This window comes from Ensifer adhaerens (genome assembly GCF_028993555.1).
Classification (GTDB): Bacteria; Pseudomonadota; Alphaproteobacteria; order Rhizobiales; family Rhizobiaceae; genus Ensifer; species Ensifer adhaerens_I.
The window spans coordinates 2,265,169-2,290,467 of record NZ_CP118611.1 but is presented as its reverse complement, the minus strand read 5'-3'; the positions used below and the strand labels follow the sequence as shown (position 1 = coordinate 2,290,467).

28 protein-coding genes are annotated in these 25,299 nt (G+C 62.2%); 10 read left to right on the top strand and 18 right to left on the bottom strand.

The annotated features are described in order from the left end of the window. Positions 1-21: 21 nt before the first annotated feature. The 3 genes from PWG15_RS30500 to PWG15_RS30490 all read right to left on the bottom strand — a co-directional run bounded on the left by PWG15_RS30500 (position 22) and on the right by PWG15_RS30490 (position 2,253). Positions 22-777: an alpha/beta fold hydrolase gene (locus PWG15_RS30500; protein WP_275025295.1), complete on the bottom strand. Its 756-nt coding sequence runs from the start codon at positions 775-777 to the stop codon at positions 22-24. A gap of 235 nt (positions 778-1,012) precedes the next feature. Continuing rightward, positions 1,013-1,183: a hypothetical protein gene (locus PWG15_RS30495; protein WP_275025294.1), complete on the bottom strand. Its 171-nt coding sequence runs from the start codon at positions 1,181-1,183 to the stop codon at positions 1,013-1,015. Between the two features lie 50 nt (positions 1,184-1,233). Next, positions 1,234-2,253: a 1-aminocyclopropane-1-carboxylate deaminase gene (locus PWG15_RS30490; RefSeq protein ID WP_275025293.1), complete on the bottom strand. Its 1,020-nt coding sequence runs from the start codon at positions 2,251-2,253 to the stop codon at positions 1,234-1,236. A 143-nt stretch (positions 2,254-2,396) separates the two neighbouring features. Between PWG15_RS30490 and PWG15_RS30485 the strand changes: the two genes are divergently transcribed. Next, the gene (locus tag PWG15_RS30485) at positions 2,397-2,873 is read left to right on the top strand and encodes an Lrp/AsnC family transcriptional regulator (protein WP_275025292.1); all 477 of its coding nucleotides are present in this window, start codon (positions 2,397-2,399) and stop codon (positions 2,871-2,873) included. 93 nt (positions 2,874-2,966) lie between these two features. On the opposite strand, the gene PWG15_RS30480 is transcribed toward PWG15_RS30485, so the two are convergent. Then, on the bottom strand, positions 2,967-4,802 hold the full coding sequence (locus PWG15_RS30480; protein ID WP_275025291.1) for an ABC transporter ATP-binding protein: 1,836 nt from the start codon (positions 4,800-4,802) through the stop codon (positions 2,967-2,969). A 48-nt stretch (positions 4,803-4,850) separates the two neighbouring features. Next, positions 4,851-6,050 (bottom strand): aminotransferase class V-fold PLP-dependent enzyme, encoded by a 1,200-nt coding sequence (locus tag PWG15_RS30475; protein WP_275025290.1) that lies wholly within the window; start codon positions 6,048-6,050, stop codon positions 4,851-4,853. 286 nt (positions 6,051-6,336) lie between these two features. Here PWG15_RS30475 and PWG15_RS30470 point away from each other — a divergent pair, with 286 nt between their 5' ends. After that, a complete protein-coding gene (locus PWG15_RS30470; protein WP_275027269.1) occupies positions 6,337-7,074 on the top strand; it encodes an IclR family transcriptional regulator in 738 nt (245 codons plus the stop codon). A 15-nt stretch (positions 7,075-7,089) separates the two neighbouring features. On the opposite strand, the gene PWG15_RS30465 is transcribed toward PWG15_RS30470, so the two are convergent. The 5 genes from PWG15_RS30465 to PWG15_RS30445 all read right to left on the bottom strand — a co-directional run bounded on the left by PWG15_RS30465 (position 7,090) and on the right by PWG15_RS30445 (position 12,303). Next, positions 7,090-7,605 carry a RidA family protein gene (locus tag PWG15_RS30465; RefSeq protein WP_425536788.1) on the bottom strand — a complete coding sequence of 172 codons (516 nt, stop codon included), beginning with the start codon at positions 7,603-7,605 and terminating at the stop codon, positions 7,090-7,092. 22 nt (positions 7,606-7,627) lie between these two features. Further along, a complete protein-coding gene (locus tag PWG15_RS30460) occupies positions 7,628-8,839 on the bottom strand; it encodes an amidohydrolase/deacetylase family metallohydrolase (protein ID WP_275025289.1) in 1,212 nt (403 codons plus the stop codon). Between the two features lie 3 nt (positions 8,840-8,842). After that, on the bottom strand, positions 8,843-9,712 hold the full coding sequence (locus tag PWG15_RS30455; protein ID WP_275025287.1) for an ABC transporter permease: 870 nt from the start codon (positions 9,710-9,712) through the stop codon (positions 8,843-8,845). After that, a complete protein-coding gene (locus PWG15_RS30450) occupies positions 9,712-10,653 on the bottom strand; it encodes an ABC transporter permease (RefSeq protein ID WP_275025286.1) in 942 nt (313 codons plus the stop codon). The genes PWG15_RS30455 and PWG15_RS30450 overlap by 1 nt, the downstream gene beginning before the upstream one ends. A 120-nt stretch (positions 10,654-10,773) precedes the next feature. Beyond that, positions 10,774-12,303 carry an ABC transporter substrate-binding protein gene (locus PWG15_RS30445; protein ID WP_275025285.1) on the bottom strand — a complete coding sequence of 510 codons (1,530 nt, stop codon included), beginning with the start codon at positions 12,301-12,303 and terminating at the stop codon, positions 10,774-10,776. A gap of 269 nt (positions 12,304-12,572) precedes the next feature. Here PWG15_RS30445 and PWG15_RS30440 point away from each other — a divergent pair, with 269 nt between their 5' ends. Continuing rightward, complete coding sequence (locus tag PWG15_RS30440) at positions 12,573-13,271, top strand: aspartate/glutamate racemase family protein (protein ID WP_275025284.1); 699 nt, start codon at positions 12,573-12,575, stop codon at positions 13,269-13,271. A 111-nt stretch (positions 13,272-13,382) separates the two neighbouring features. Here PWG15_RS30440 and PWG15_RS30435 read toward each other — a convergent pair whose 3' ends face one another. Next, on the bottom strand, positions 13,383-13,676 hold the full coding sequence (locus tag PWG15_RS30435; protein WP_275025283.1) for a hypothetical protein: 294 nt from the start codon (positions 13,674-13,676) through the stop codon (positions 13,383-13,385). Positions 13,677-13,919: 243 nt separating this feature from the next. Next, positions 13,920-14,837, bottom strand: a complete 918-nt coding sequence (locus PWG15_RS30430) for a LysR substrate-binding domain-containing protein (protein WP_275025282.1) — start codon at positions 14,835-14,837, stop codon at positions 13,920-13,922. Between the two features lie 146 nt (positions 14,838-14,983). Here PWG15_RS30430 and ycaC point away from each other — a divergent pair, with 146 nt between their 5' ends. Beyond that, positions 14,984-15,610, top strand: a complete 627-nt coding sequence (gene ycaC / locus PWG15_RS30425) for an isochorismate family cysteine hydrolase YcaC (RefSeq protein WP_275025281.1) — start codon at positions 14,984-14,986, stop codon at positions 15,608-15,610. 73 nt (positions 15,611-15,683) lie between these two features. On the opposite strand, the gene PWG15_RS30420 is transcribed toward ycaC, so the two are convergent. Together PWG15_RS30420 and PWG15_RS30415 are read right to left on the bottom strand one after the other, a co-directional pair. Further along, entirely contained in the window at positions 15,684-16,862 is a 1,179-nt protein-coding gene (locus PWG15_RS30420) for an MFS transporter (protein WP_275025279.1), read from the bottom strand. Between the two features lie 293 nt (positions 16,863-17,155). After that, the gene (locus PWG15_RS30415; RefSeq protein ID WP_275025278.1) at positions 17,156-17,581 is read right to left on the bottom strand and encodes a PTH2-like family protein; all 426 of its coding nucleotides are present in this window, start codon (positions 17,579-17,581) and stop codon (positions 17,156-17,158) included. Between the two features lie 122 nt (positions 17,582-17,703). Here PWG15_RS30415 and PWG15_RS30410 point away from each other — a divergent pair, with 122 nt between their 5' ends. Further along, positions 17,704-18,189 (top strand): Lrp/AsnC family transcriptional regulator, encoded by a 486-nt coding sequence (locus PWG15_RS30410; RefSeq protein ID WP_275025277.1) that lies wholly within the window; start codon positions 17,704-17,706, stop codon positions 18,187-18,189. A gap of 16 nt (positions 18,190-18,205) precedes the next feature. On the opposite strand, the gene PWG15_RS30405 is transcribed toward PWG15_RS30410, so the two are convergent. Then, on the bottom strand, positions 18,206-19,111 hold the full coding sequence (locus PWG15_RS30405; protein WP_275025276.1) for a LysR family transcriptional regulator: 906 nt from the start codon (positions 19,109-19,111) through the stop codon (positions 18,206-18,208). Between the two features lie 131 nt (positions 19,112-19,242). Here PWG15_RS30405 and PWG15_RS30400 point away from each other — a divergent pair, with 131 nt between their 5' ends. From PWG15_RS30400 to PWG15_RS30390, 3 genes are read left to right on the top strand one after another with little or no spacing between them, the layout of a single operon-like run. Beyond that, on the top strand, positions 19,243-19,722 hold the full coding sequence (locus PWG15_RS30400; protein WP_275025274.1) for a carboxymuconolactone decarboxylase family protein: 480 nt from the start codon (positions 19,243-19,245) through the stop codon (positions 19,720-19,722). 58 nt (positions 19,723-19,780) lie between these two features. Continuing rightward, a complete protein-coding gene (locus PWG15_RS30395) occupies positions 19,781-20,533 on the top strand; it encodes an SDR family oxidoreductase (protein ID WP_275025273.1) in 753 nt (250 codons plus the stop codon). Positions 20,534-20,578: 45 nt separating this feature from the next. Beyond that, positions 20,579-20,983, top strand: a complete 405-nt coding sequence (locus tag PWG15_RS30390) for a cupin domain-containing protein (protein WP_275025272.1) — start codon at positions 20,579-20,581, stop codon at positions 20,981-20,983. 295 nt (positions 20,984-21,278) lie between these two features. Here PWG15_RS30390 and PWG15_RS30385 read toward each other — a convergent pair whose 3' ends face one another. Together PWG15_RS30385 and PWG15_RS30380 are read right to left on the bottom strand one after the other, a co-directional pair. Continuing rightward, positions 21,279-21,767, bottom strand: a complete 489-nt coding sequence (locus PWG15_RS30385; RefSeq protein ID WP_275025271.1) for an RrF2 family transcriptional regulator — start codon at positions 21,765-21,767, stop codon at positions 21,279-21,281. 131 nt (positions 21,768-21,898) lie between these two features. Beyond that, positions 21,899-23,170 (bottom strand): GGDEF domain-containing protein, encoded by a 1,272-nt coding sequence (locus PWG15_RS30380; RefSeq protein WP_275025270.1) that lies wholly within the window; start codon positions 23,168-23,170, stop codon positions 21,899-21,901. A 190-nt stretch (positions 23,171-23,360) separates the two neighbouring features. Here PWG15_RS30380 and PWG15_RS30375 point away from each other — a divergent pair, with 190 nt between their 5' ends. Both PWG15_RS30375 and PWG15_RS30370 read left to right on the top strand, forming a co-directional pair. Continuing rightward, positions 23,361-23,927 (top strand): methylated-DNA--[protein]-cysteine S-methyltransferase, encoded by a 567-nt coding sequence (locus tag PWG15_RS30375; protein ID WP_275025269.1) that lies wholly within the window; start codon positions 23,361-23,363, stop codon positions 23,925-23,927. A gap of 314 nt (positions 23,928-24,241) precedes the next feature. Beyond that, positions 24,242-25,015, top strand: coding sequence for a response regulator transcription factor (locus PWG15_RS30370; RefSeq protein WP_275025268.1), 774 nt, complete (start codon positions 24,242-24,244; stop codon positions 25,013-25,015). Here the strand turns inward: PWG15_RS30370 and PWG15_RS30365 are convergent. After that, positions 24,984-25,253 carry a transposase gene (locus PWG15_RS30365; protein ID WP_275025267.1) on the bottom strand — a complete coding sequence of 90 codons (270 nt, stop codon included), beginning with the start codon at positions 25,251-25,253 and terminating at the stop codon, positions 24,984-24,986. The genes PWG15_RS30370 and PWG15_RS30365 overlap by 32 nt on opposite strands. Positions 25,254-25,299: the final 46 nt, after the last annotated feature.

Genomic DNA, 25,299 nt, shown 5'->3' with positions numbered 1-25,299 from the left:
AGGCGAGGGGATCATCGTGCGTCAGTCGGAAAGCGTTGCTGCCGCCTTCTCGATCAGCGCGGCGACGGCCGCCGGTTGCGACATGAAGACCGCATGGCTGGCCTTGACCTCGACCGGCTCGCTGCCGGCGCGCTTCGCCATCTCCCGCATCAGGTCCGGATGGATAGCGCGGTCGTCGGTGGCGATCAGTGCCCAGCTCTTCTTGTTCTTCCAGGCCGGTGTCGTGATCCTGGTTTCAAAGGCGGCTTTCGCCGGGAAGACTTGGGAATGTGCCATGAAACGCGCCTCGTCTGCAGGGATATCAGCGGCAAAATCCTCCTCGAAGGCCTTTGGATCGAGATAGAGATAGCCGTCTTCCGTCGCCGCGATGCTCTTGGTCGCCGCCGGCGTCCGGGCCGCAAGGTCGAGCAGGGTCTCGCCCGCGTCCGGCTGGAAGGCTGCGACATAGACGAGGCCCGCGACATTTTCGGCGTTACCCGCCTCGGTAACGATCATGCCGCCATAGCTGTGGCCGACCAGAACCGACCGGCCGTCCTGCAGATCGAGGACGCGCTTGGTCGCCGCGACGTCGTCTTTAAGCGCGGTCATCGGTGGCTGCACGACCGTGACGTGGAAACCCTTGGCGCTCAGAAGATCGAAGACCTTGCGCCAGCCGGAGCCGTCGGCGAGTGCGCCATGCACGATGACGACGTTCTTGATGGGCTCGGCCATGGCGTGCCCGAGCGGGGCCGCCAGCAAGCCCAAGAGTGTGGCGGCCAGAATTGTCAGATTTCGCATTTCGATAGGTCCTTATCCTTGTGGGTGTGGTTTTCCCCGGATGTGGCGTCTTCTCCTGCGGGTGACGCTTCTCCTTGGTGGACGACGCAGATGTCCGCCTGCTGCCAAGCCGGCAGCGGGAGACTCGTCCTCATTGGTGTTGGCGGTGGCGTGTTGCTACGGAAAGAGCAGCGCTTCTTGCTCGGCGGTCGTCTTGCGCCCCGCCGTCAGCGATATGACCGACGCTGCGAGGGCGCTACGGTCGAGCCGGAAATGCCGATAGAGATCGCCGATTGTTCCGGCCGAAGTGCCCGCCGGTCTTGATGCCGTCGATCTTCGGCCGGACACGGTTGGCATGATGGATCATCCAGTGGGAGGACCAGAGCAGGCGCTTTTCAATCGTCTTCAGGTGGTCTGTGTCGGTCATCGCCGGGTTCCGATGAAGAGGACGAAAGGTTACAGGTTACGGCCGGCGCTTCAGCCGTCCTTGTAGTAGTAGCTGTAGCCGTTGAGCGCCGGCGCGCCGCCGAGATGGGCGTAGAGAACGCGGGATCCCTCCGGGAAAAAGCCCTTGCGTGTAAGGTCGATCAGGCCTTGCATGGATTTGCCCTCATAGACCGGGTCGGTGATCATCGCCTCGGTGCGAGCCGCAAGCCGGATCGCCTCGTTGGTCTCTTCCGATGGTACGCCATAGGCCGGGTAGGCGTAATCGGGATTGATCACGATTTCGTCTTCGCGGATTGGCCTGCCGAGACGGACCAGTTCGGCGGTGGCATCGACGATGTTGCGGACTTGAGCACGGGTCTGCTGGAGCGTGCCGGACGCATCGATGCCGATCACCCGATCGGCGCGGTCCTGCGCAGCAAAACCGACGATCATGCCGCCCTGAGTCGAGCCGGTGACGACGCAGACGACGATATAGTCGAAGGTGAAGCCGAGTTCCTTTTCCTGTGCCGCCACCTCTTCGGCAAAACCGACGTAACCGAGCGCGCCGTATTTGTGCACCGAGGCGCCGGCCGGGATCGGATAGGGCTTGCCGCCGGCGTCTTTCACGGACTGGATCGCATCCTCCCAGCTCTTTCGGATGCCGATATCGAAGCCGTCATCGACCAGCCGGCTGTCCGCCCCCATCAGCCGTGTCATCAGGATGTTGCCGACGCGGTCGTAGACCGCATCGTAGTGCGGCACCCATTTTTCCTGAATGACCACGCATTTCATGCCGATCTTCGCAGCGGTCGCGGCGACCATGCGCGTGTGGTTCGACTGCACGCCGCCGATCGACACCAGCGTATCGGCACCCGATGCGATTGCGTCCGGCACGATGTATTCGAGTTTCCGGAGCTTGTTGCCGCCCATGGCGAGGCCGGAATTGCAGTCATCGCGCTTGGCATAAATCTCGACCTTGCCGCCGAGCGCCGCCGTCAGCCGCGGCAGATGCTCGATCGGCGTCGGGCCGAAGGTGAGCGGGTAGCGTTCAAACTTCTCAAGCAGTGACATCGATCCAGGCCTCCATGTGAAAATTGTAGGCGAAGGATAGGCGAAGTCGCGTGTAAGGTGCTCTCTAAGTTGCTGTCAAAAATTCGCCAGATCGAATAGCATTCCCATGTGATTTCGTCTTTCTTCAATTTGCTGGATAGAAAATGAAAGATTCTTCCGAGGAAGATTTTGACCGGATCGATCTCAAGATCCTGCGTGCCCTGCAATCCGAGGGACGGCTGACGAACGCAGACCTCGCCGAGCGGGTCAATGTCAGTCCGGCCACCTGTCATCGGCGAACGCAGAGGCTGTTCGAAGAGGGCTACATCACCGGTGTGAGGGCCGAGATCGCGCCGTCGGCCGTTGGCCTCGGAGCGCTGGTGATGGTCGGCGTGGTGCTCGACCGCTCGACGCCTGAGAGCTTCGCGGCCTTTGAGGGCGCGGTGCTGGAGATGAAGGAGGTGCTCGACTGCAATCTTGTTGCCGGCGACTTCGACTATCTCCTGAAGATCCGGGTCCGGGACATGGCGGACTTCAACAAGCTGCATGGCCAGAAGCTGATCGCGCTACCGGGTGTGCGCCAGACGCGCACCTTCTTTGTGATGAAAGAAGTCAAGGAGAACGCCCGGCTACCGTTCTGACGGCCGTCGAAAAGTTTACCTTTCGCACGGAAGGGCGCGCGAGACCCGGCACGTCTTCAGCGTGCCGGATGCGGTCCAATAGGTGCAACCTGGTCAGACCTGGACGAAATGATCGTCGGCGACCTGATGGTAGCGGCGTTCGACTGGCACATAGTCTGGCGCGCGCAAGGGGCTCTTGAGTTCGTCGCTGGCAGCGCCGCGGCGGGCGTGCCGACGGGTCGGGTCGGCCACCGGCACGGCGGCGATCAGTTTCTTGGTGTAGGGATGCTGCGGGTTTTCGAAGACCTGGGCGCGCGAGCCGATCTCGACGATTTCTCCGAGATGCATGACCGCAACGCGGTGGCTGACGCGCTCGACCACGGCCATGTCATGCGAGATGAACAGGTAGGCAAGGCCGAGGCTTGCCTGCAGGTCGAGCAGAAGATTGATCACCTGCGCCTTGATCGAGACGTCGAGTGCTGAGACCGACTCGTCGGCGACGATGACCTTGGGGTCGAGCGCCAGCGCCCGGGCGATGCAGACGCGCTGGCGCTGGCCGCCGGAGAATTCGTGCGGATAACGCGCCGCCATGTCGGCCTGCAGGCCGACCCGTTCGAGCAGATCCGCAACCCTCTCGCGTGCCTGCCGCGGCGTGCCGAGCTTGTGTTCGAGATAGGGTTCGGCGATCGCAGCTCCCACCGTCATGCGCGGATTGAGGCTTGCAAAGGGATCCTGGAAGATCATCTGCATGGTGCGGCGCATGTCGCGCAGGCGTTTGCGGTCCATCGAAAGCACATCCTGGCCATCGAGCGTGACCGAGCCGCTCTCCGGCTCGATCAGTCGCATGATGGCGCGACCGGTCGTCGACTTGCCGCAACCGGATTCGCCGACGAGCGAGAGTGTTTCCCCCGGCTGCAGGCTGAACGAGACGTTTTCGATCGCGTGCACGCGCCCCTTGAGTTTGCCGAGCAGACCGGCGTGGATGTCGAACCGCTTGACGAGGTTCTTGACTTCGAGGATCGGCTTGCGGCCGGATTGAACCGTGTCGGTGGCTTCGGCCGTGGCGCTCGGAAGACCTGTTGTCGCATCGATGACCGGAAAACGCATCGGCTGAGGCTCGCCCTTCATCGAGCCGAGCATGGGCACGGCGGAAAGGAGTGCGCGGGTATAGGGGTGTTTCGCCCTGAGGAAGATGTCTTCCGTGGAGCCGGTCTCGACCGCGTCGCCGCGGAACATCACCACGGTGCGGTCGGCGATTTCGGCAACGACGCCCATGTCGTGGGTGATGAACAGCACCGAGGTGCCTTCCTCCTCCTGCAGCACCTTGATCAGGTCGAGGATCTGGCCCTGGATCGTCACGTCGAGAGCGGTCGTCGGCTCGTCGGCGATCAGCAGCTTCGGGCGGCTTGCAAGCGCCATGGCGATCATCACGCGCTGGCGCATGCCGCCGGAGAAGCGATGCGGATACTCGTCGAAGCGCGAGGCAGCCGAGGGAATGCGCACCTTTTCGAGCAGGCGAATGGTTTCCGACCGCGCGTCGGCCTTCGACATCGGACTGTGGCAGAGCAGCGCTTCCGAAATCTGGTCGCCGATGGTGAACAGCGGATTGAGGCTGGTCATCGGCTCCTGGAAAATCATCGCAACGTCGTTGCCACGCACGCGACGCATCTCGCTTTCGGGCAGGTCGAGGATGTTGCGGCCGCCCATCATCACCCGGCCCTCGACACGGCTCGTTTCCTTCTGAAGGAGCCGCATGATCGACAGGGATGTCACGCTCTTGCCCGAGCCGGATTCGCCAACGATCGCGACGGTCTCTCCGGGTGCAACCGAAAACGAGATGTCGCGTACGACCGGTTTCCAGGTGCCATCGACCAGAAACGAGGTCGTCAGGTTCTCGACGGAGAGAACAGGCGTGGCCGTTTGGCCCTGAGCGATTGCGGTGTCAGTCATGTCGGCTCCTCCGCCTGTTGGTATCGTCATGTCGCTTCCGCTACTCGATCAATCCGGCCAGCGCAGCAGGCCGGCGAAGCGCCGGGCGTTGCGTTCGCTGAGCGACGTCGCGATGATCTCGTTCGAGGCGCGCGCCTTGTCGAGCTCCTCGGCAAGGCGGCGTGCGACCACCTTCTCCTGGCCCGGATGCAGGTTGCAGGGGTCGAGGTAGAAGTAATTGTGCTCGGCTTCGTGGTCGCGAACGATGATCGGCGGCGTGCCACGAGCGAGTGCGTCGGCGAGATCCCAGGCGGTGATATGGGCTTCCTGAGGGTCGATGTTGATGCGCAGGCGGTCGAGCGGGTTGTTGGTCGGATCGGCCTCGATCACCGGCCGGATGCCGGGGCGACCATCAAGCGTTTCGTGCCAGAGGTTCAGGTAGCTGGTTTCGCGCTCACGGATGCCGGCGTGGTCGCGCTTCTCCCAGGCTTCGAGGGCCGCCATAACCCCGAGCATGCTTTCCTTGCCGACCTTCATGCCGCGGCCGATGCCGAGGTTCTGCAGGAAGGTGTTCCGGACCATCGCCTTCTTTCCGGCGACGATGCCCGAGGTCGGGCCACCCAGGAACTTGTGGCCGGAATAGAGCACGATGTCAGCGCCGTGTTCGAGGAAGATGCGCAGGTCATATTCGGACGCGGCATCGACGATGACAGGCACGCCCTTAGAATGGCAGACCTCGGCGAATTCCTTGAGGTCGAGAAGCCCGTATTGCACAACATGATGCGAGACGACGTAGACGGCGCAGGCGGTACGCTCGTTGATCGCGCCTTCCAGATGATAGCGGTAGGCCGACGTCGCCTGACCGATCAGCACCGGCTTTGCGCCGGCGATGCGGATCGCCTGGTCGACCGGTGCGCCGTAGCTGATCACATGGCCCATCTGCAGAATGACCTCATTCTTAAGGCCGCTCGTGTCTGGAAGCCGCTCAATGGCGGCAAGGTCGCTGCCGGTCATGCAACCGGCGACGGCAAGGCTGATGCCGGCGGAGCAGGAGGCCGTGACGAAACCGGCCTCCGCACCGGTCAGCCGCGCAATCACCGGGCTCACCTTGCGCTGCAGGTCGTTGATCTCGACGAATTGCGGCAGTATGCCAGTCATGGCGGCAATTGCTTCCGGGACCACGATCGATGCGCCGAGGCCCGTCATCGTGCCGGAGACGTTGATAACGGGACGAAGTCCGAGAGCTTCGCGAATGTCACGGTCAGGCATAGTGGTCTCCATGTGATTGTCTGGCAGGCGATTTTCTGGCAGTCGAAACGGATAGACTATTCCGTTTTCGCGGAATATCTACCATAGTAATGAAGTATGCGTGAGGCCTTCCGCCATCTGTCGCAGCCGCCATCGAGGGCGCGGCAGCAGCGGGACCCGACACTTTCCCGGCAGTGCGCAATTCGAGCCGCGCAGGAGTTGACGAGTGGACAAGACGACGACCGGCGTCGAGCCGAATGACGACATCGAAGCGACCGGCAAGCCGCGCCGTTCGCGCGTGAGCGGTATGGACCGGGCGCTGCAGGTGCTCGATTTCCTTTACGAGACGGGTTCTCCGAGCGGCGTCTACGCGATTGCCAAGGCGGTCGGCGCACCGCTGTCGACGGCCTATGTCATCGTTGACGACATGGTCGAGAAGAACCTGCTCAGCCGTGATGCCGACGGTCTCGTCTGGCTTGGTGATCGGCTGTATCACTATGGTCTGGCCTATGCCCGCTCGCTCGACTTCCTCGGCGTTGCCACCCGCGAGATGCACGACCTCGGGCGCGAAGTCGCCGAGACGATCCAGCTCTGCGGCCGCGACGGCGACTACATGCAGGTGCTCGCCATGGCCGATGGTCCCGGCCATTTCCAGGTGACATCGCGCGTCGGTACCCGCGTGCCGCTCAACTGGACGGCCTCGGGCCGCCTGCTGGTCGGCCATCTGCCGGCCGACGAAAGGCTCGAGCTTTTCCGCCGCTGCGCCCGCACCTCGCCGACCGGCCGCGCCGATATCGATCCGGCGGCCCTTTCCGACCAGGCCGAGAGCGCGCTTGCAGCAAGGCTGTCGATCCAGGCCGGCGAATCCGACTACGCGGTCGCCTGTGTCGCCGCGCCCATTCTCGACGACAAGGGTAATTGCGCCGCCACGATCTCCATCGTGCTGCCGGAGCAGAAAATCCTCGACGACCGGGCGTTCTACGCCGATCACGTCAGGGTTTCCGCCGAGCGGATCGAGAAGATGATGGGCTGGCGCAGCCATTGACACGACCTCCTGGCGTCACTCGTAGAGAGCGACGATTGCCTCGATCTCGACGGTGATGTTTCCGGGCAGTGACCCGAAACCCACCGCTGAGCGGGCATGCTGACCGGCTTCGCCGAAAACATCGACCATCAGATCCGAGCAGCCGTTGATGACGCGCGGATGCTCCTCGAATTCCGGCACGGCGTTGACCATGCCGAGCAGCTTGACGATGCGCTTGACGCGGCCGAGATCGCCCAGCGCATCCTGCATGACCGCAAGCAGGTTGATCCCCGTCAGTCGCGCATGCTCATAGGCGCTTTCGATATCGACATCGGCGCCGACCTTGCCGGCATGCAGATGGCCGTCGACTTCACGCGGGCCCTGTCCGGAGAGGTAGAGAATGTTGCCCTCCTGCACATGCGTGACGAAGTTGGCGATCGGCGGCGGAGCCGGCGGCAGATCGATGCCGAGGGCCTGCAGTCGTTCATAGGGGGAGACGGCAGCAGAGGTGTTCTTCTTCTGATCCAGACTGTTCACGCGATATCCTGTCATTTCTGTATTCTGTCGCCCTGAATCAGCGGTAGCCGAAGCCATGGCTGTGGTCTGGGCATTCGACATGCTGCGGCTGATAGCGGTTCGCTGCGACCACCTCGGTCCCCATCACCGCGTAGCGCGGCTCGAACAGGCGATTGAGATGGGCTTCGGCTCCGAGGGAATCGAAGACCCGGAGTTCGCTATCGACGAGATCGAAGAGGGTGAATTCGGCGCGGGCGCCGACACTCAAGAGGTTGTCCATGTCCAGGCGGATCACCGAGGCGGGCGCCTTGGTCACGGCCTCGACCACCTTTTCGAAGGGCATGCCGACACTTAGGAGTTTCGACATGGTGGTGCCGAGGTCCCATACCGACTGGTTCATGCTGCGCAGGTGCACGTCGGTGGAGATCGAGAACGGCAGGAGCCCGCGGGCGATCGCCACTTCGGCGACACGGAAGGAGAAGGAGGCGCCGCCGTGGCCGATGTCGAGGCGGATGCCTTCGCTGGCGCAACGTTCGGCAAGCTCGAACAGGTCCTCGTCCTCGATGATGCTCGAACCGGCCTTGCCGTTGAAACAATGGGTGACGATGTCGCCGGGGCCGAGGATTTCAAGGACCTCGTCATAGAGTGCCGGCGGTTCGCCGACATGCACCATCATCGGGATCTTCAGGATCTTGGCGATCTTCTTGCCGAGCTTCACCGGTGTGACGCCCCAGGAGCCGGTGATCACATGGCTGGCGCGCACTTTGAGGCCGACGATGTGCTCGCGGTTCTCCTGGTAGCAGGCGATGATGCGGTCGATGTCGATCGAGCGGATGTCGGAGAGTTCGCTGACGCGGTTGCAGGCCACAAGACCGATCGAACCGAGATTGAGGAACGCCTTGATGCGCTCGCGTGACGGCTCGATGATGTATTCGCGAAAGCCGTGGAAATTGGCTTCGCCGGCCGAACCCGCGTCGACGATGGTGGTGACGCCGCGCTCCATGCCGCAAAGCTGCGGGCGCACGGAAATGTCGGTGCCGCCATGCCAGACATGGGCGTGCAGGTCGATCCAGCCGGGCGAGATCCAGGCGCCGTTGCCCTCAACGCGGCGCACGTCTCCGGATGCCTCGAGGTTCGGGCCGAGGGCTGCGATGCGGCCGTCACCGTCGACGAGGATGTCGATCGTGTCCGCCTGTGCGGCCATGCCGAAGGCGACGGGCTTCACCTGCCGGATCAACACCGGACCAGCGCTCAATGTTGCGTTCGTCATGACTTACAGGTCCTTTCTGAGGCGGGGGTCGAGCATGTCCCGCAGGCCGTCACCGACCATCTGCAGCGACAGCACCGAGAGAACGATGGCGATGCCGGGGAAGAGCGTCACCCAGTCGGCCTGGCCGATGTACTGGCGTCCCGAGGCGATCATCGTGCCCCAGGTGGGGATTTCCGGGCTGACGCCGACGCCGAGGAAGGAGAGCCCGGCTTCGGCGAGCATCGCATGCGCGAAGAGGAAGGTGCCCTGCACGAGTACCGGCGACAGCAGGTTGCGCAGCACGTGCCGGGTCATGATGTGCGGCGTCGAGATGCCGAGCGCGCGGGCCGCCTCGACGTAAGGAAGCTCGCGGATGACCAGCGTTGAGGCGCGCACCACGCGGGCAAGCCTCGGCGCATAGACGATGCTGAGCGCGATGATGACGGTTGTCAGCGACGGGCCGAGGGCTGCGACCAGCGCGATCGCAAGCAGGATGTCGGGGAAAGCCATCATCGCGTCGATGACGCGGGCGATCGGCGTGTCGAGCTTCGGAAAGAAGCCGGCAAGAAGCCCGAGCACGACGCCGATCACGGTTGCGAGCGAGACGACGGCGGCGCCCACAAGCAGCGACAGTCGGCCGGCATAGATGGTGCGCGAGAAGACGTCGCGGCCGAATTCGTCGGTGCCGAAGAACCATTGCAGGCTCGGCGGCTGCAGCCGGTTGACGATCGACAGCTTGCCGGGCGCGTAAGGCGCAATCAGCGGTGCGAAGACGGCGAGCAGCACGAAGGCGGTCAGCACGATCAGGCCGAAGGCGACGGTCTTGCGCTTTAAGAGCCGGCGGATGAACTTGCGGCCTTCGCTCTCGGCGGGGGCAGATACGGAAATAGCCATCAGTAGCGCACCCTTGGATCAACGAGGAGATAGAGCATGTCGATCGCGAAATTGATCAGTACGTAGAGGGCTGCAATGACGAGCAGCGCACCCTGGATCACCGGATAGTCGCGGCGAAGCACGGCCGAGACGACGAGGTTGCCGACGCCCGGAAGACCAAAGACCGTCTCGGTGACGACGGCGCCGGAGATGAGCACAGCGGCGGTGAGACCAATGATCGTCAGGATAGGGATCAACGCGTTCTTCAGCGCGTGTTTCATCACCACCTTGCGTTCGCCGAGGCCCTTGGCCCGTGCGGTGCGGATGAAATCGTCGCCGAGCACGTCGAGCATCGAGGCGCGGGTGAACCGGAGGATCAGCGCGGAGGAGACGACGCCGAGCGCGATCGCCGGCAGGGTCAGATGGTACATGCGCTCCAAGAAGGAGGAGCCGGGGCCGCCATAGCCGGAGACCGGGAACCAGCCAAACCGCACAGCAAGCACCTGGATCAGGATCAGGCCGAGCCAGAAGCTCGGAATGCTTGCGGCGAGCATCGCTAGCGTGGTTGCCGCCTGGTCGACGAAGGATCCGCGCCGGTAGGCGGCGTAGATGCCGATAGGCAGCGCGATCGCACAGGCAATCAGGATGGAAAACAGCGTCAGGAAGAAGGTCGGTTCGGCACGCTCTGCCAGTGCCGAAGTGACCGGCTGGTTGAGGAAGATCGATTGGCCGAGATCGCCCTGCAGCAGCTGCCCGATATAGTAGACATATTGCAGGCCGAGCGACTGGTCGAGGCCGAGCCGCGTGCGCAGTTCCGCGATGTCTTCCTGGGTCGCCTCCGGACCGAGCATCACGGCGGCCGGATCCCCCGGCGTCACGCGGACGATGACGAAGACGATCGTGACGACGATCGCCATGACGACGATCATGCCCATCAGCCGCTGAAAAATGTAGCGTAACATGGTGGCCTCGAACCTTTCCTGTGCGCTCCGCCGCGAAGGGTGGAGGCAGGGCGACGCGCCCCTTCAGGCGGACGCCGGGCCATGGGCCGAGCATCCGCCGAAGTCCCTTGGGAGGGGAGCTTACTTCTTGATCGAAGCGTTCCAGAAGTACGGCCACGGGGCCGGCGAAACGCCGTCGAGCGACTTCGACTTGGCCGAAAGGGCGTTGAAGTCACCGATCTTGATGAAGGGCACTTCTTCGAAGATGACCTTCTGCACATCGGTCCAGAGGGCCACGCGCTTGGCCGGATCGGATTCGGCATTGAAGGCATCGACTGCCTTGGCACGCGCAGGTGTGTCCCAGTTGCCGGGAGCCTTGGTCGACATCATGCCAATCAGCGCCGGTTCCGGCAGGAAGGGGCTGTGGGTGATGTAGATGTCCCAGAGCGTCGGGTCGGCGCGGCGCTGGGTGAGCGTTGCCCAGTCCACCACCTGCAGATCGACCGTGAAGCCGGCAAGCTTCAGATACTCGGCCGCGACCTGCGCCATCTTGTAGTGGAACTCGTACTGGCGGCTGGTGAGGATGCGCAGCGGCTCGCCCTTGTAGCCGGCGGCCTTCAAGAGTTCGCCGGCCTTTTCCGGGTCCGCGATGTTGTAGGCGCCTTCGGTGCCGGCATCGGTCCGCCAAGCAAATTGCGACGGATAGAGAGCGGCGTCGAGCGCATAGAAGTCGGTGGTGCCGAAGGCGGCGGCCATCATGTCTTCCATGCTGAGCGAAGCGCGGATCGCCTTACGCAGGTCAAGGTTCTTGGTCATGCCGTTGCCGGAGTTCAGCACGAAGACGGGCCAACCGAAGGGCTGGAGCATGACGGGATCGGAAGCACTCGAACCTTTGACGCGATCGAAGGATTCGACCGGGAGCGAGTCGACATAGTCATACTGGCCGGAAACAGCCGCCTCGACACGGGTATTCGGGTCCGGAACCGGCACGAAGCGGATCTCATCGGCATACTGATGGCGCGCGCCGCCGTAGCCGTTGGCCTCGCCTTCCGGCGACTTGTAGGCGTCGTAGCGGGTGAGCTGGATATACTGGTCCGCCTTGCGCTCCTTCAGCTGATAGGGGCCGGTGCCGACGAAATCGGTCATCGGCTCGGCCTGCTTTTCAGACGGCAGCACGATGGCGGCCGAGTTGTTGAAGGCGAGCAGCGAGAGCAGTGGCGCATAAGGGGTGTTGAGCGAGATCTTCACCGTCAGCGGGTCGACCGCCTCGATGCCGGAAATCGTCGTTGCCGTCTGCTTGCCGCGCGAAGCGACCTTGGTCCAGCGCTCGAGTGAGGCGACGACATCCTTCGAGTCAAGGTCGGTGCCGTCATGGAACTTGACGCCCGAGCGCAGCTTGATCGTGTAGGTCTTGCCGTCGGCGCTGATCTCGGGAAGGGCTGCCGCCAGAAGCGGCGTCGGCTTCCAGTCCTTGTCGAAGGTGTAGAGCGTCTCGAAGATGTGCTGCGAGACGATGCCGACGAGATCGGCGGTCGATGCCATCGGATCGAGCGTCGGCGGCTCTCCGACCGTTGCGACGTTGATGACGCCACCCTTTTCCTGGGCGAAGGCGAGCGATGCCGATGCCACGAGGGCCGTTCCGATAAGCAATGCAAATTTAGCTGATTTCATTTTGCTCCTCCTCATATTCCATAATTATGCTATGTCGTTCTTTATTTTGGAATATAAAAGTCCACCAAACCGGAAATGTCAACCGGCTGTCGTCGTCCCGTCGTGGAACCGTGGCGAAAGGCGGCTTCCGTGCAGATGAGGAAGACCGGCGAATGAGGCGAGTGCGCGCTCGGAATGACCGCATTCGCAGTGGCTACGCAGCCGTAGGAGCTATCGCGGCGGCGCGCGATTTGTTAGCTCAGAGTTCGGTTGAAAACGGAGGGTGCAAGGTGAAAGTCATCGGCCTGATTGGCGGCATGAGTTGGGAGAGCTCGGCGCAATATTACCGGATCATCAACGAGACGGTGCGTGATCGCCTGGGCGGCGTGCATTCGGCGAAATCGCTGATGTGGTCGATGGATTTCGGTGAGATCGAACGCCTTCAGCATCACGGCGACTGGCCGGCGCTGACGGAAGAGATGATCGCGGCGGCGCGCCGGCTGGAAGCCGGCGGTGCCGATTTTCTGATGATTTGCACCAACACGATGCACAAGATGGCCGCCGACGTTTCCGCGGCCGTCTCCATTCCGCTGCTGCATATCGCCGACCCGACGGCAGAGAAGATCAAGGCGGCGGGGCTCAGAAAGGTCGGCCTGCTTGGAACCGGCTTCACGATGGAGCAGGATTTTTACAAGGGCCGGTTGAAGGACGCATTCGGCCTCGAGGTGCTGGTGCCGGAGGGGGAAGACCGCGCCAAGGTGCACGAGATCATCTATCGGGAACTCGTTGCGGGCATCGTCAAGGACAGCTCCCGCGACGCCTACCGCGCGATTATCACGCGGCTGGTCGATGCGGGCGCGGAAGCCATCATCATGGGCTGCACGGAGATCATGCTTTTGATATCGCAGGCCGACAGCCCGGTGCCGGTGTTCGATACGACCGAGATCCACGCATTGGCTGCCGTGGACCTCGCGCTTGAAGTCGCCTGAAGGGCCGAGATGTCATCAGCTGCTGCGCGGTCGTGTGGCGGCCAATGGCGGAGGTTGCCGATAGCGCGACGCGTTAACGGCCGGCAGAACTGCCGGCCGTGGTCACAAGCTTTAGTGCAAGGTGAACTCGCGGGGCTCGCCTGGAAACAGGCTGAGTAAGGCGATGCCCTGCTGCAGCAGAAGCTCGGCTGCCGGCAGGTTGCCAACAACCAGATCGTCCGCACAGCTGGTGATGATATTGGCGAGGCTGATCGAATTCTCTGCGAACCGGTCGTCGCCGATCTCATAGGCCTTCTCGGCCGTTGCCTCGAGTGCGTCCGCAACGAGCGCCATCATGTCCGAGCGCTCGTGGAGCGTCATCTTGTCCAGTGTCTTGGCGTCGGGCGTCTTGGCAGAAGTCTGCATGATTACCTTCCCTATTGTTCAAGCCGGAATTGGCCGCGCCGGCCTGGGGCCGGGGGAAAAGTCTACGACTGTGATGAAGTGCTGAAGGGAGCCGGCGTCGAACGCGGCTTCCTTATTAAGATCGTGAATAGCGGTGCGGGATGCAAGGAATGGCTACTATGCGCCCTGCGCATGGGTCGGCGGCCTGAGGTGAAGAGGGGCCCGCAAGGCGCGTTAGCTACCCATATGGGTGCTGTTCGTAGGCTATGCCAGGCTCTCGTCGACCGTCAGGCGATCGGCAGCGCATTCCCTGGCGAGAAAGTCGATGAAGGTGCGAACCGACGGCAGAAGCCCGCGCCTTGAGGGAAAGACAGCATGCACGATGCCGGATGCAGGCCGCCATTGCGGTAGCACCGGCACCAGGGTTCCAGCCGCCAAGTCCTTCCAGATCATCATCGTCGGCAATTGCACGATGCCGGCGCCGTCGAGCACCGCTTCGCGCAGTGCCGCCATATCGTCTGTCAGGAAGCGCGGCTCGTGCCGGACGACCGCCTGTTCCCCCGCGGTGCTTTCGAGCCGCCATTCGTAAACGTGGGTCGCCGAGGTCCAGGCAAGGCTTGCAAGCCCTGTCAGTTGCTCGGGCGTCTGGATCTGCTGCCCCAGGAAGCCCGGCTTGGCGACGAGATACTGCGAGCTGTCATCTAGTTTGCGCATGACGAGTTCGCTTCTCTCCAGCGGCGGGAACCGGACCCGGATCGAGACGTCGAAGCCTTCGGCGATCACGTCCACCCGGCGGTTGGTGCTTTCGAGTTGCAGACTGATTTTCGGATGCGCGGTCATGAATCGTGCGAAAAGCCTGCCGAACTGGAACGAGATCAGCGCCGTCGGGCAGCTCACCCGGATGGTTCCCTGAGGTTCTCCCTGGTGCTGCGCGATGAAGGCATCGGCCGCTTCGGCCTCGATCAGCACGGCGACGCAGCGCTGGTAGTATTCGCGGCCGACATCGGTGACGAAGAACCGGCGCGGCGAACGCTGGATCAGCCGCACGCCGATCCGGTCCTCCAGCATCGCGATGCGCCGGCTCAAGCGGGACTTTTGCGTTCCCGTCGCCCGTGCCGCTGCCGCAAAGCCACCATGCTCCACGACTTGTACGAAATAATAGAGGTCGTTCAGGTCCTGCATCGTTCTATTGATAGGACTCTGCGTCGAATTCCACAATCTTTTTGCGTTGGTGGTCCTGTCGTAGCCTACGCTCAATCACGGCGGATCAGGCGGCAATAAAGGCGCTGCCGGCGGTGATGGAACCCAACCGAAGGAAAGGACTTCCGATGACCAAGCCCTACGTACGTCTCAACAAGGATGATGTTGCCGTCCTGCTCGTCGACCATCAGACCGGCCTGCTGTCGTTGGTACGCGATTTCGATCCGGACAAATTCAAGAACAACGTGCTCGCACTCGGCGACCTCGCCAAGTACTTCAAGCTGCCGACGATCCTGACGACGAGCTTTGAAGATGGTCCGAACGGCCCGCTGGTGCCGGAGTTGAAGGACCTGTTTCCCAATGCGCCCTTCATTCCCCGTCCGGGGCAGATCAATGCCTGGGACAACGAGGACTTCGTCAAGGCGGTGAAGGCCACCGGCAAGAAGCAACTGTTGATCGCCGGCGTGGTGACCGAAGTCTGCGTGGCTTTTCCGGCGCTCTCGGCGATCGAAGAAGGGTTTGAAGTCTTCGTGGTTACCGATGCCTCCGGCACCTTCAACGAGGTGACCCGCGATTCGGCCTTGTCGCGCATGACCGCCGCCGGCGTTCAGCTCATGACCTGGTTCGGCGTTGCCTGCGAATTGCACCGGGATTGGCGCAACGACATCGAGGGGCTCGGCACGCTGTTCTCGAACCATATTCCCGACTACCGCAACCTCATCACCAGCTACAACACCATGGCGGCGCGCAAGTAAGTCACGTCTGTCGATGAACGACAAAGCCCCGGCCAAAATCGGCCGGGGCTTTGTATTGCACATCGCATGGCTGTTACGCGCGGCTCGCTGCTTGCTGGGCGTCTTGCGCGCTCGCGCGGGTGGCCGGCTTCAAACGGCCGGTCAAAAGCAGGCTGACGGCGAGGAAGGGTACGAGCACGGCGAGGCCGAAGCGCATGTCGCTGTGTTCGGCGATCAGGCCGATCAGCGGCGGACCGAGCAGGAAGCCGAGGAGCGCGATGAAGGAGAGAATGGCGACGCTGGCTGCGGCCGGCCTGTCCTTCTGGTCGGCGGCCGCAGTGACGGCGAGCGGGAAGCCGACAGACACCCCGAAGCCCATGGCGGCAAAGCCGAGCAGTGCGGCCCAGGCCGCGGGGCTGACGACCACCAGAAGCAAGCCGGCAATGCTGGCGATGCCGCAGGCGCGCGCAACCGTGACCGGCCCGTAGCTTGCCTTCAAGCGGTCGCCGGCGAAGCGGCCGGCTGCCACCATGAAGGCGAAAATCGAGTAGCCGAATCCAGCGCTGGCGCTGGAGAGACCGAAGACGTCGCGCAGGAAAACGGCCGACCAGTCGGCCACGGCACCCTCGGTCATGGTGATGCCGAAGACGAAGAAGCAGACGCCGAGCAGCGCAAGGCTCGGGAGCTTGCCCCTGGACGGGGCGGCGTCCCCGCCCTTTGCCTCAGCGGATTGCAGCAGCGGCAGCTTCCTGGCGAAGAAGACGCTGATCGGCAGCATGACTGCGGCAGCCATCGGTATCGCCCATTCCGGCGCCACATGGAGAGCGGCGAAACCGACGCCGATCAGGCTGCCGGCCATGATCCCGAGGCTCCAGAAACCGTGACAGGTGCTCATGATCAACTGTCCGGAATGCTTCTCGATCGCGTCGGCCTCGACATTGAGGCCGAGCTCAAGTGTCGTCAGGGCCGCGCCGACGATGGCAAGCGTCACGAAGAGCGCCTCGATGCTCGAGGCCCATGTCGGCAGCCAGACGAGTGCCAGAAACACGACGAAACCGTAGAGGATGGTGGCACGGCCGCCGATCCGGGCAACAAGGCGTCCGGCAAAGGGCAGCATCAGCAAAATGCCGACGGGCATGCCGAGCAATGCGATCGCCAACTCCGCCGGGCCGAGGCCGAGCCTTTGCTGCACATCGGGAATGCGCGGCAGCCATGCTCCGAAAGCGATCGGCTGAAGAAAGAAGATCAGCATGATGAGCCGTTGACGGGTCATGCGCATTGTCCCTCGATCGGTATCGTGTTGCGCGCACCGGCTGCGGCAGCGGCGGTGCCGTCGAGCCGATGCGGTCCATGAAGCAATTCTGATATTCTGAAAATCGTTTTCAAAGCTTGGCGCGTGCGACAAGTGCCGTCAAGCTTGGAAAGCGCGCCGGACTGGCAAATGCAGCAATTTCAGATCGAAAGGTGGGAGGTGTTGCGAATGTGCCGCCACCTTTCCGTGTGTGTCTGGAGTGATGTGAAAAAAATATACATAATGGTTCAGCGTCGCGCTGTCTCACCTTTGCGTCACCGCAACAGTCTCAGAGATCCCGTCAGCGACTTCACCCATTTGGCGGCGCCGGCAAGTCCGACACCGTCGATCGTTTCGTCTGACAGATCACGCTCCGGGAACTGTGCTTCGTAGTCCGCATAGCTGTGCAGCGAGCGCGCGAAAGCCGGAAAGGGCACGACGATGCGGTCTTCCTCTTTCGGCAGAGCCTTTAGAAGCAGTGCGCCGATCGTTCGGCTGTCTGCCTGGAGGATCGGGACTGGCCGGTTGGAACTGATGTCGATCGTATTCTGCCTGCTGTCCGTCAGTCTGCAGTTGCCAAGGTCGGGCATCGCCGAGCCTATGCCGATGGAAATCGCGGCGATGGTGTTGGCGAGATGGCCCGGTGGCAGGTCCGGATTGACGATGATGGCGAGGCGGATGTCCTGAAGCACGATGGTCATTTCCTTCTGAGTTTCTCAATGAAGAGAATAGCCCGAGCGCCAGGGTAGGTTCTTTCGGATATTGCGGTGAACTCTGCTCTTGGGGTAGATTCTACCCAGCATGGCCAAATATGGGGTAGAATGTGCCCGTGATCTTGACGCCCGCCGATGTGAAGATTTTGAACGCGCTGCAGAATGACGGGCGCCTGAGCAATCAGGCGCTTTCGGAGGAGGTCGGCATGTCGACCTCGCCCTGCTGGCGGCGCGTGCGCCAGCTTGAGGACGACGGTGTCATCCAGGGCTACATGGCCGTCCTGAACCGGCGGGAGATCGGTTTGGGAGTGCTCGCCTTTATCCGGGTGAAGATCGACAGCCACACGGAGGCGGAAGCCGATGCTTTCGCCGACGAAGTGATGAAGCTCGACAGCGTCGTCGCCTGCTACAGCATAGCCGGTGACGCGGACTTCCTGCTCCAGGTCGTCTCGGCCGACCTCGACTCGTATTCGGATTTCGCGATGAAGGTCGTCAGGCGGCTGCCTTGTATCAAGGAGATGCAGACGACCTTTGTACTGAAGGAGATCAAAGCCTTCAGTGGCCTGCCGCTGCGCGCCTCGGCCGATCAACGATAAATGCCGCGTGCGATGGTCAGGCGACGGACGCCATCAACGGATCTTCCTTCACGGCTTCGACAAGGAAATCGAGAACGGTACGGACGCGCATCGGCATGTTTCGGCGCGAGGGATAGACGACGCTGATCGGCAGCCGTGCCGGGGGAAAATCCGGCATCACATCCACCAGCTTCCCCGCCTCGATATCGGGGCAGGCAAGGATGTGCGACAGGATCGCCAAACCGCTTCCCGCAAGCACCGCGCGGTGCACCGCCACAGCGTTGTTGGCGACAAGACGCGGCGCAATGCGCACGAAGATGTCGTCGGAACCATCGGAAAAGGTCCAGGAGCGTCCGTCACCAGCGCGACTGTAACAGATACATTCGTGGCCGCTGATATCGTCGGGTGTCCTGGGCGCGCCCCGGTGTTCAAGGTAGCTCGGTGCGGCAACGAGAAAGGCGGTCGTCCAGCCGATGCGCCGGCACATCAGGCTGCTGTCCGACACCGGGCCGAGGCGCACTTCGAGATCGATACCTTCGCCGACGATGTCCGACGGATCTTCGCGGAAGATCAACTCGACCGACAGGCCGGGATGACGCCTGAGAAAGGCGGCGAGCCGATCGATCAAATAGAGACCGAGAGGTGCGGGCAGAGTGAGCCGCACGCGGCCCGTCGCCAAGGCGGTCTCACCGCCGGAAGCCTCGTTAAGTGCATCGACCGCTTCGACCACCTTGAGCGCCATCGGGATCATGTGCTCGCCCTCGGCGGTCAGCGCCAGCGCATTTGTCGTTCGATGGAGAAGGCGCGTGTTCAGGTGCTCCTCCAACGCTGACACCTGTCGGGAGACTGCCGGCTGCGTCAGGCCGAGATCGACGGCTGCAGCGGAGAACGAGCCCGTCTCTGCCACGCGCAGGAAGGTTCTGAGCGCAGAGACGATGTCCATCCGACTTCCCCCAAACGTTTCGACATAAGCCTTATGCGCAGAGTTTATGCCTGTCGGGCTTTACTGTCCAGCAATTAAGGATATCTTGTATCCATAAGGATATCAATTGTCCTTAATAAAGGAGCAAGACCATGACACAGCGTCTCAACTACGCCCAGCAGTCACCCGAATTCGTGAAGAAGCTCTCCGACCTCAGCTTCAGCCTGAAGGACGGCGTCATCGAGCAGAAGATCCGGGATCTCGTGAACATTCGGGCCTCGCAGATCAACGGCTGCGCCTTCTGCCTCGACATGCATGTGAAAGAAGCGAAGATCCACGGCGAGAGCGAATTGCGCCTCTACCACGTCGCGATCTGGCGTGAATCGAACCTCTTCATCCCGCGGGAACGCGCGGCACTCGCCTGGACCGAGGCGGTTACGAAGCTGCCCGAAGGCGGCATCCCGGACGAACTCTACGAGCGCGTGCGCGGCCAGCTTTCGGAGAAGGAAATCTCCGACCTGACCTTCGCCATCTCCGTCATCAACGCCTGGAACCGTATCAGCGTCGCCTTCAAGAACGTGCCCGGTTCGGCCGACAAACTCTATGGTTTGGACAAGGCCGGACTGAACTAACTCCGGTTCCAGAGTGATCGAGCAACGCGGCGGAACCGCCGCAGCGATTGGAGATCCCATGAAAATCGTCATCATCGGCGGAACGGGCCTGATCGGCTCCAAGACGGTCGAACGCCTGCGCAAGCAGGGCCATGACGTGGTCGCCGCCTCTCCCAATACCGGCGTGAACACCATCACCGGCGAAGGGCTCGCCGAGGCACTTTCCGGTTGCGAGGTCGTTATCGACCTCGCCAACTCGCCCTCCTTCGAGGACAAGGCGGTGCTCGAGTTCTTCGAGGTCTCCGGCCGCAACCTGCTTGCGGCGGAAAAGGCTGCCGGCGTCGGACATCATATTGCTCTCTCGGTGGTCGGGACCGAACGACTGCAGGAAAGCGGTTACTTCCGCGGCAAGCTCGCGCAGGAAAAGCTGATCAAGGCCGGCGGCATTCCCTATACGATCGTGCATTCGACCCAGTTCATGGAGTTCCTGGGCGGCATCGCCCAGTCCGGGACTGTTGGTGACACCGTGCACCTCTCGCCGGCCTATGTGCAGCCGATTGCGTCCGATGACGTCGCCGACGCCATGGCCGTGGTCGCCCTTGCCGCTCCGGTCAACGGCACGATCGAGATTGCAGGTCCGGAGCGCTCGCGCCTCAGTGACCTCGTCGCCCGCTATCTCAAGGCCAGCGGTGACAATCGCAAGGTCGAACCCGATCGGGAGGCGCGCTACTTCGGCGCCCTCCTGGAGGATGGGTCGCTCGTCTCCGACAACAACCCGCGTCTCGGCCGGATCACGTTCGAGCAGTGGTTCGCCACGGCTCCTCGCAAGTGAACAGCGATGCACATGCATCGCCCAGCTCTCGAAAGGATTACAGCAATGATCAAGCCCACACTGTCTGCGCTTGCGGTAGCAGCAACTCTGTTCGGTACGGCTGCAGCCGGCGAAACCTCCAAGGTCACGCTCGTCTACCAGCACGAACTGCCGAATGTTCCCGGCAAGAGCATCAAGGGCGTACTGGTGGAATACGGACCGGGCGGCTCCTCGGAAGCCCACACGCATCCAAGCACGGCGTTCATCTACGCAACGGTGCTCGAAGGCTCGATCCTCAGCCAGGTCAATGATGGTCCAGTGAAGGAATACAAGGCCGGCGAGAATTTCTCCGAGATGCCAGGCGACCGACACGGTGTCAGTGCGAACGGCAGCAAGACGAAACCTGCCAAGCTGCTGGCGGTCTTTGTCGTCGACACCGCCCAAAAGGAACTGACTTATCCCATGAAGTAGTTGCCGAGACAGGACCGGGTGCCTGCGCGCACCCGGTCCTGTTGCCAGGCCCACTGTTGGAGCCTGCGATGATCGCCGACCAGCTGCCGCTGCCCTTCGTTCTGGCCAATCTACTCGGGATCACGGGCATCGTGATCTCGTAGCAGGGTCGCGATCGTCCGGCAGAGAGGACACCCGCCCGTAACGAGATGATTGCACGCGTCCACGACCAAGGTCGGGACGATGGCCTTTCGCTTGCATTGCCGCCGCGGGCATACCTTGCACGCCGCCCACCGATGCAGAGGTCAGGCTCCGCTCATCCGGCGCGTTCTAGCACCCAGCCGACCGTACGCTTCATCAGGTCTGCGGGAATTTCCTTTGCCAGAATCTCGATCAGGTCGGACAAGCGGACGCTGCGCAGCTTTTCGCGCCAGGCCTCGTCGGCCTCCCACATGATCCGCGCCACCGCGCAGGGCGAGCTTTCGCAATAGCCCGGTGCGCGACAGGGATTGTTGGCCCTGATGTTGGTGCAGACGAAGGTCCTCGATTTGCCTTCGACCGCTTCGACGATATCGAGAAACGTCAGCTCGGCCGGCGCCTTTGCCAGCCGGTATCCGCCAGATGGACCGAGGGTCGTGTGGACGAGCCCTGCCTGCGAAAGGCTCTGCAGCGCCTTCGACAGATACTCCTTGGGAAGCCCATGGAACTCCGCCAGCGCCTTGGTTGAGAGGTACCGGCCTTCAGGCAGGCCGGCGAGTATGGCACAACAGTGCAACGCCCATTCGACTTGGCTTTTGAGGATCATGTCTTCGCCCGGCGGATGCCACTGTGCATCTATTAAGGATAAAAAATATCCCTATTTTTTCGCTGTGTAAACAGTGTCGAACCGCGCCGGCCGGTCTCGTCCTTATGTGCGGTTACCGACGACGCTGAAAATCAGGAGGCGTTCGGCGACCTTGGCGCAGAGCCACCCCTTGAGGATTTCAGCGAAAACAGCGCCGCTGCTGGCATGTCGCCGCCGGTAGTCCCGGCGGCGAACCGAGGTGCACCGGTTGTCTCTATCGACCACACGGCGTTTCGGCCGGCTGTTTTCGCCGCATAGAGCGCTGCATCGGCCGCCGAAATGAGCGCGTGTGAATCCTCATAGCCATCGATGAAAGCGACGCCGATGCTGACGGTCGCAGACAGCACGCCCTTGGCCGTGCCAAGCCGGCGCCCTTCGAGCGAGGCGCGGATAGTTTCGGCGATGGCGATCGCGCTTGGACGGTCCGCGTGCGGCAGGCAGGCAGAGAATTCCTCTCCGCCGATCCGTGCGACGAAAGCGCCAGCGGGCACAGCCCTGGAGACGATCTCGGCAAACTCGACCAGCACCTGGTCTCCGGCCGCATGCCCAAAGCGATCGTTGATGGCCTTGAAGTGGTCGATGTCGAGATAGAGCAGCGCCCCTGTCACCGAACCCGCGGCGAGATGGGCGTCAAGCCGCGTGAGGAATGCGCGACGGTTCGGAACGCCCGTCAACGCATCAGTTTCGGAGGCGAGCTTGTAGCGCTGTTGCGTCCGCTCCTTCACCAGGGCGAAGAAGGCGAAACCGCCGGCGAGGCTGTGAAGAAACAGCTCGAAGGTCAGGAACTGATACCAGAGCGGCTGTGCCGTTCCCGCCGCCGTATTGCCGGCGAGCGGCCATAGCACGATCAGCGGAATGCGGGCGAGGTAAAGCACGCCATGCGTGGCAAAAACGAAGGCGACGATGTAGGAACTCGGCAGCCTGCGGAAATTCTCCGATCGGAAGATCTCAAGCGCAATCAAGGCCGAGTAGGCGAAGATCAGGACCGAGTAGAGAACGATCCTGCTGGTGACGCTTTCGCGGACGAAATCCGAGAAGTAAGTCACAGCGATCCAGAGGATCGGGCCGAGGAGGGCAGAGACGATCTTCAGCGGCTGGTTGTCGAAGGCGCGCAGGCCGAGCCAGATCATCGCGAGGGCCAGCACCGCGAGCGCGTTGCCGAGCGAAATGGTGACGAAGTCGTAGCCGTCGCCGCGCAGCGTCAGCAGGACGAAGCCCATCGCGCCGACGGAAAAGGCCAAGGACCACAGAAGCAGTTCGAGACTCTTGCGCTCCTGCCGCCAGGCGAGGCCGAAGAAAACGGCGAAGATCACCAGCGTCGCGAACGAACTGAGCATGATCGTCGGAGTATGCAGGATGTCCACCGTCGTCTCCTGATGTTCGGGCGGACCTTGCCCGACAACCGTAAAGCTTTCGCAAATGGCTGCGCATCCCGAAGATGCGCCCGTACCGACCTATCCCTGTAACCAAGCAGCGGCCAAGGGGCAGGAAACGGGTTGAATTTGGAGCTCTCCGGCACGATTTTGATGGCAGGGACGCAGGGAGGCTGGACAGATGGGCCAGGCAGGACATCGCTATTTCATCTTCGAGACCGCGGCCGGGTTTTGCGGCATCGCCTGGAACGATGTTGGCATCACGCGCTTCCAACTGCCGACCCGCGCGGCTGAGGCAACCGAGCGGCTCTTGCTGAAGCGTCTGCCGTCTGCCGATCCTTGCCACGCGACGACCGAAATTCGCGAAGCGGTGCAAGCCGTCCAATGCTACTTCGATGGCAAGGAGGTTGATTTCACTGGATTTGCGGTCGATCTGGACGGGCAGGACGAGCTTTTCCGGCGCATCTATGCCGCGACCCGCCAGTTGCGCTGGGGGCAGACGACGACATATGGCGCGCTGGCAAAGGAACTGGGTGCAGGCCCGGAAGCCGCGCGCGACGTCGGCCAGGCGATGGCCAAGAACCCGGTGTCCCTGATCATCCCCTGTCACCGGGTACTTGCCGCCGGCGGCAAGATCGGTGGGTTCTCGGCGCCTGGCGGTTCCACCACCAAGACCCGCATGCTGGAACTGGAAGGTGTGCATCTGGGGCTACCGCCCGAACCCAAGCAACAGTCCTTCGGTTTCTAATCACATCGGCAAGCGCCAGGTTAACTGGGCACTCAAACCGCCTTCGCTGAGGCAATTGGTACGCTGAACGCGTGTGGTGTGGCGCTCCCGCCGACCGATGATTGCGTCTTGCCACCCTCTTTCCGAGAGGTTCTCAGGCTCGCTACTCAATATATGTTACAGCCTGCACTGGTGTTTTGAGAAATATATAGCTTTTTCAATAATATACTGATGCTGCCCGATCGGATTAATTCTGATTTTCTCATGACAGACTATCAGAACGGCAATATTTTAGGCGCCGCTAACTTGTTGCAAACGAATCCTGGGGGTGACGCATGTCCATCAGTTCAGGAACGCCGTGCCGCAAGGACCGTACGCCGACCGGGATCGTGATAGAACACCAGACGCTGGTGCGCAGCGTCATCGTTGCCGTTCTCGAATACGAACTCTCCGGTTGGAATTTTATCGATATGGTCTCGACCGACAGCCTGGACCAGGCACTCGGCTACGACGTGCGTTTAATCGTGCTGGACCTGAGCGCTCGAAACGACGGCGGGTGCATTTTGCATGCCGAGCTCGCGGAAATCCGCAAGCGCTTTCCGGACGTGCCGGTTGCCGTGCTCTCGGACACGGACGACAGGACGACCGCTGCCGATGTCCTCAAGCTTGGGGTTCGTGGCTTCTTCACGACCTCCTTGCGGATCGAGCTGGCGCTTGCCGGTCTGCGGCTGGTCCTTGCCGGTGGTGTCTTCTGTCCCGACCCGCTTGCCGCGCTCACCGATTGTGCCGCCGCCGCCCGTCATAGCGAAAGGGTGCAGATCAGCGCCTATCGAAGCGAGTTTGCGCTCGCCGACTTCACGCCGCGCGAAGCGGATGTGCTCGCAGAATTGCGCTGCGGCTCTTCGAACAAGGTGATCGCCGGAAAGCTCAATCTTTCCGACCATACGGTGAAAATGCATCTGCAGCACATCATGCGCAAATTGCAGGTGCAGAACCGCACCGAGGTCGTCGCCTTGCTTGCTGACCGGGGAACCGCGGGCAATGGTCAGGGCGCCGCCACCAACGGCAGCAGCGTCGTCAGCGTGATGTCTTTTCGAGCATCTCGCTGAGGGTGGCCGCCGTCAGCATGGCCTCGGCCAGCAGCCTCTTCAGCTTCTGATTTTCCACTTCCAGCGCCTTTACGCGCTCGGCATCGAAGTTGGGGCCCCTGCTTTGCAGTGATTGCCAGCGATAGAAAGTCGGCTGGCTGATGCCATGCCGATGGCAGACATCGGCGACGGTCGCACCGTACTGATGCTCCTTCAGAATCTCCAGGACTTCATCATCATTGAACTTGCGTTTGCCCATCGCGGCTTTCCTTCGGGGAACCGACTGGCACATGTGATCGCGAGGC

What these genes read in the sequence shown, in the direction of transcription:
- PWG15_RS30415 (WP_275025278.1), bottom strand. Translation starts at nt 17,581, where the DNA reads ATGACCATCGTGCTTCAGGACATCCGCCTCGCCATCATCGTCAATCCG.
- PWG15_RS30370 (WP_275025268.1), top strand. Translation starts at nt 24,242, where the DNA reads ATGTCCATCAGTTCAGGAACGCCGTGCCGCAAGGACCGTACGCCGACC.
- PWG15_RS30405 (WP_275025276.1), bottom strand. Translation starts at nt 19,111, where the DNA reads ATGGACATCGTCTCTGCGCTCAGAACCTTCCTGCGCGTGGCAGAGACG.
- PWG15_RS30435 (WP_275025283.1), bottom strand. Translation starts at nt 13,676, where the DNA reads ATGCAGACTTCTGCCAAGACGCCCGACGCCAAGACACTGGACAAGATG.
- PWG15_RS30375 (WP_275025269.1), top strand. Translation starts at nt 23,361, where the DNA reads ATGGGCCAGGCAGGACATCGCTATTTCATCTTCGAGACCGCGGCCGGG.
- PWG15_RS30395 (WP_275025273.1), top strand. Translation starts at nt 19,781, where the DNA reads ATGAAAATCGTCATCATCGGCGGAACGGGCCTGATCGGCTCCAAGACG.
- PWG15_RS30445 (WP_275025285.1), bottom strand. Translation starts at nt 12,303, where the DNA reads ATGAAATCAGCTAAATTTGCATTGCTTATCGGAACGGCCCTCGTGGCA.
- PWG15_RS30420 (WP_275025279.1), bottom strand. Translation starts at nt 16,862, where the DNA reads ATGACCCGTCAACGGCTCATCATGCTGATCTTCTTTCTTCAGCCGATC.
- PWG15_RS30485 (WP_275025292.1), top strand. Translation starts at nt 2,397, where the DNA reads ATGAAAGATTCTTCCGAGGAAGATTTTGACCGGATCGATCTCAAGATC.
- PWG15_RS30495 (WP_275025294.1), bottom strand. Translation starts at nt 1,183, where the DNA reads ATGACCGACACAGACCACCTGAAGACGATTGAAAAGCGCCTGCTCTGG.
- PWG15_RS30385 (WP_275025271.1), bottom strand. Translation starts at nt 21,767, where the DNA reads ATGATCCTCAAAAGCCAAGTCGAATGGGCGTTGCACTGTTGTGCCATA.
- PWG15_RS30475 (WP_275025290.1), bottom strand. Translation starts at nt 6,050, where the DNA reads ATGCCTGACCGTGACATTCGCGAAGCTCTCGGACTTCGTCCCGTTATC.
- PWG15_RS30365 (WP_275025267.1), bottom strand. Translation starts at nt 25,253, where the DNA reads ATGGGCAAACGCAAGTTCAATGATGATGAAGTCCTGGAGATTCTGAAG.
- PWG15_RS30490 (WP_275025293.1), bottom strand. Translation starts at nt 2,253, where the DNA reads ATGTCACTGCTTGAGAAGTTTGAACGCTACCCGCTCACCTTCGGCCCG.
- PWG15_RS30400 (WP_275025274.1), top strand. Translation starts at nt 19,243, where the DNA reads ATGACACAGCGTCTCAACTACGCCCAGCAGTCACCCGAATTCGTGAAG.
- PWG15_RS30500 (WP_275025295.1), bottom strand. Translation starts at nt 777, where the DNA reads ATGCGAAATCTGACAATTCTGGCCGCCACACTCTTGGGCTTGCTGGCG.
- PWG15_RS30455 (WP_275025287.1), bottom strand. Translation starts at nt 9,712, where the DNA reads ATGGCTATTTCCGTATCTGCCCCCGCCGAGAGCGAAGGCCGCAAGTTC.
- PWG15_RS30390 (WP_275025272.1), top strand. Translation starts at nt 20,579, where the DNA reads ATGATCAAGCCCACACTGTCTGCGCTTGCGGTAGCAGCAACTCTGTTC.
- PWG15_RS30450 (WP_275025286.1), bottom strand. Translation starts at nt 10,653, where the DNA reads ATGTTACGCTACATTTTTCAGCGGCTGATGGGCATGATCGTCGTCATG.
- PWG15_RS30430 (WP_275025282.1), bottom strand. Translation starts at nt 14,837, where the DNA reads ATGCAGGACCTGAACGACCTCTATTATTTCGTACAAGTCGTGGAGCAT.
- ycaC (WP_275025281.1), top strand. Translation starts at nt 14,984, where the DNA reads ATGACCAAGCCCTACGTACGTCTCAACAAGGATGATGTTGCCGTCCTG.
- PWG15_RS30460 (WP_275025289.1), bottom strand. Translation starts at nt 8,839, where the DNA reads ATGACGAACGCAACATTGAGCGCTGGTCCGGTGTTGATCCGGCAGGTG.
- PWG15_RS30480 (WP_275025291.1), bottom strand. Translation starts at nt 4,802, where the DNA reads ATGACTGACACCGCAATCGCTCAGGGCCAAACGGCCACGCCTGTTCTC.
- PWG15_RS30470 (WP_275027269.1), top strand. Translation starts at nt 6,337, where the DNA reads ATGGACCGGGCGCTGCAGGTGCTCGATTTCCTTTACGAGACGGGTTCT.
- PWG15_RS30465 (WP_425536788.1), bottom strand. Translation starts at nt 7,605, where the DNA reads ATGACAGGATATCGCGTGAACAGTCTGGATCAGAAGAAGAACACCTCT.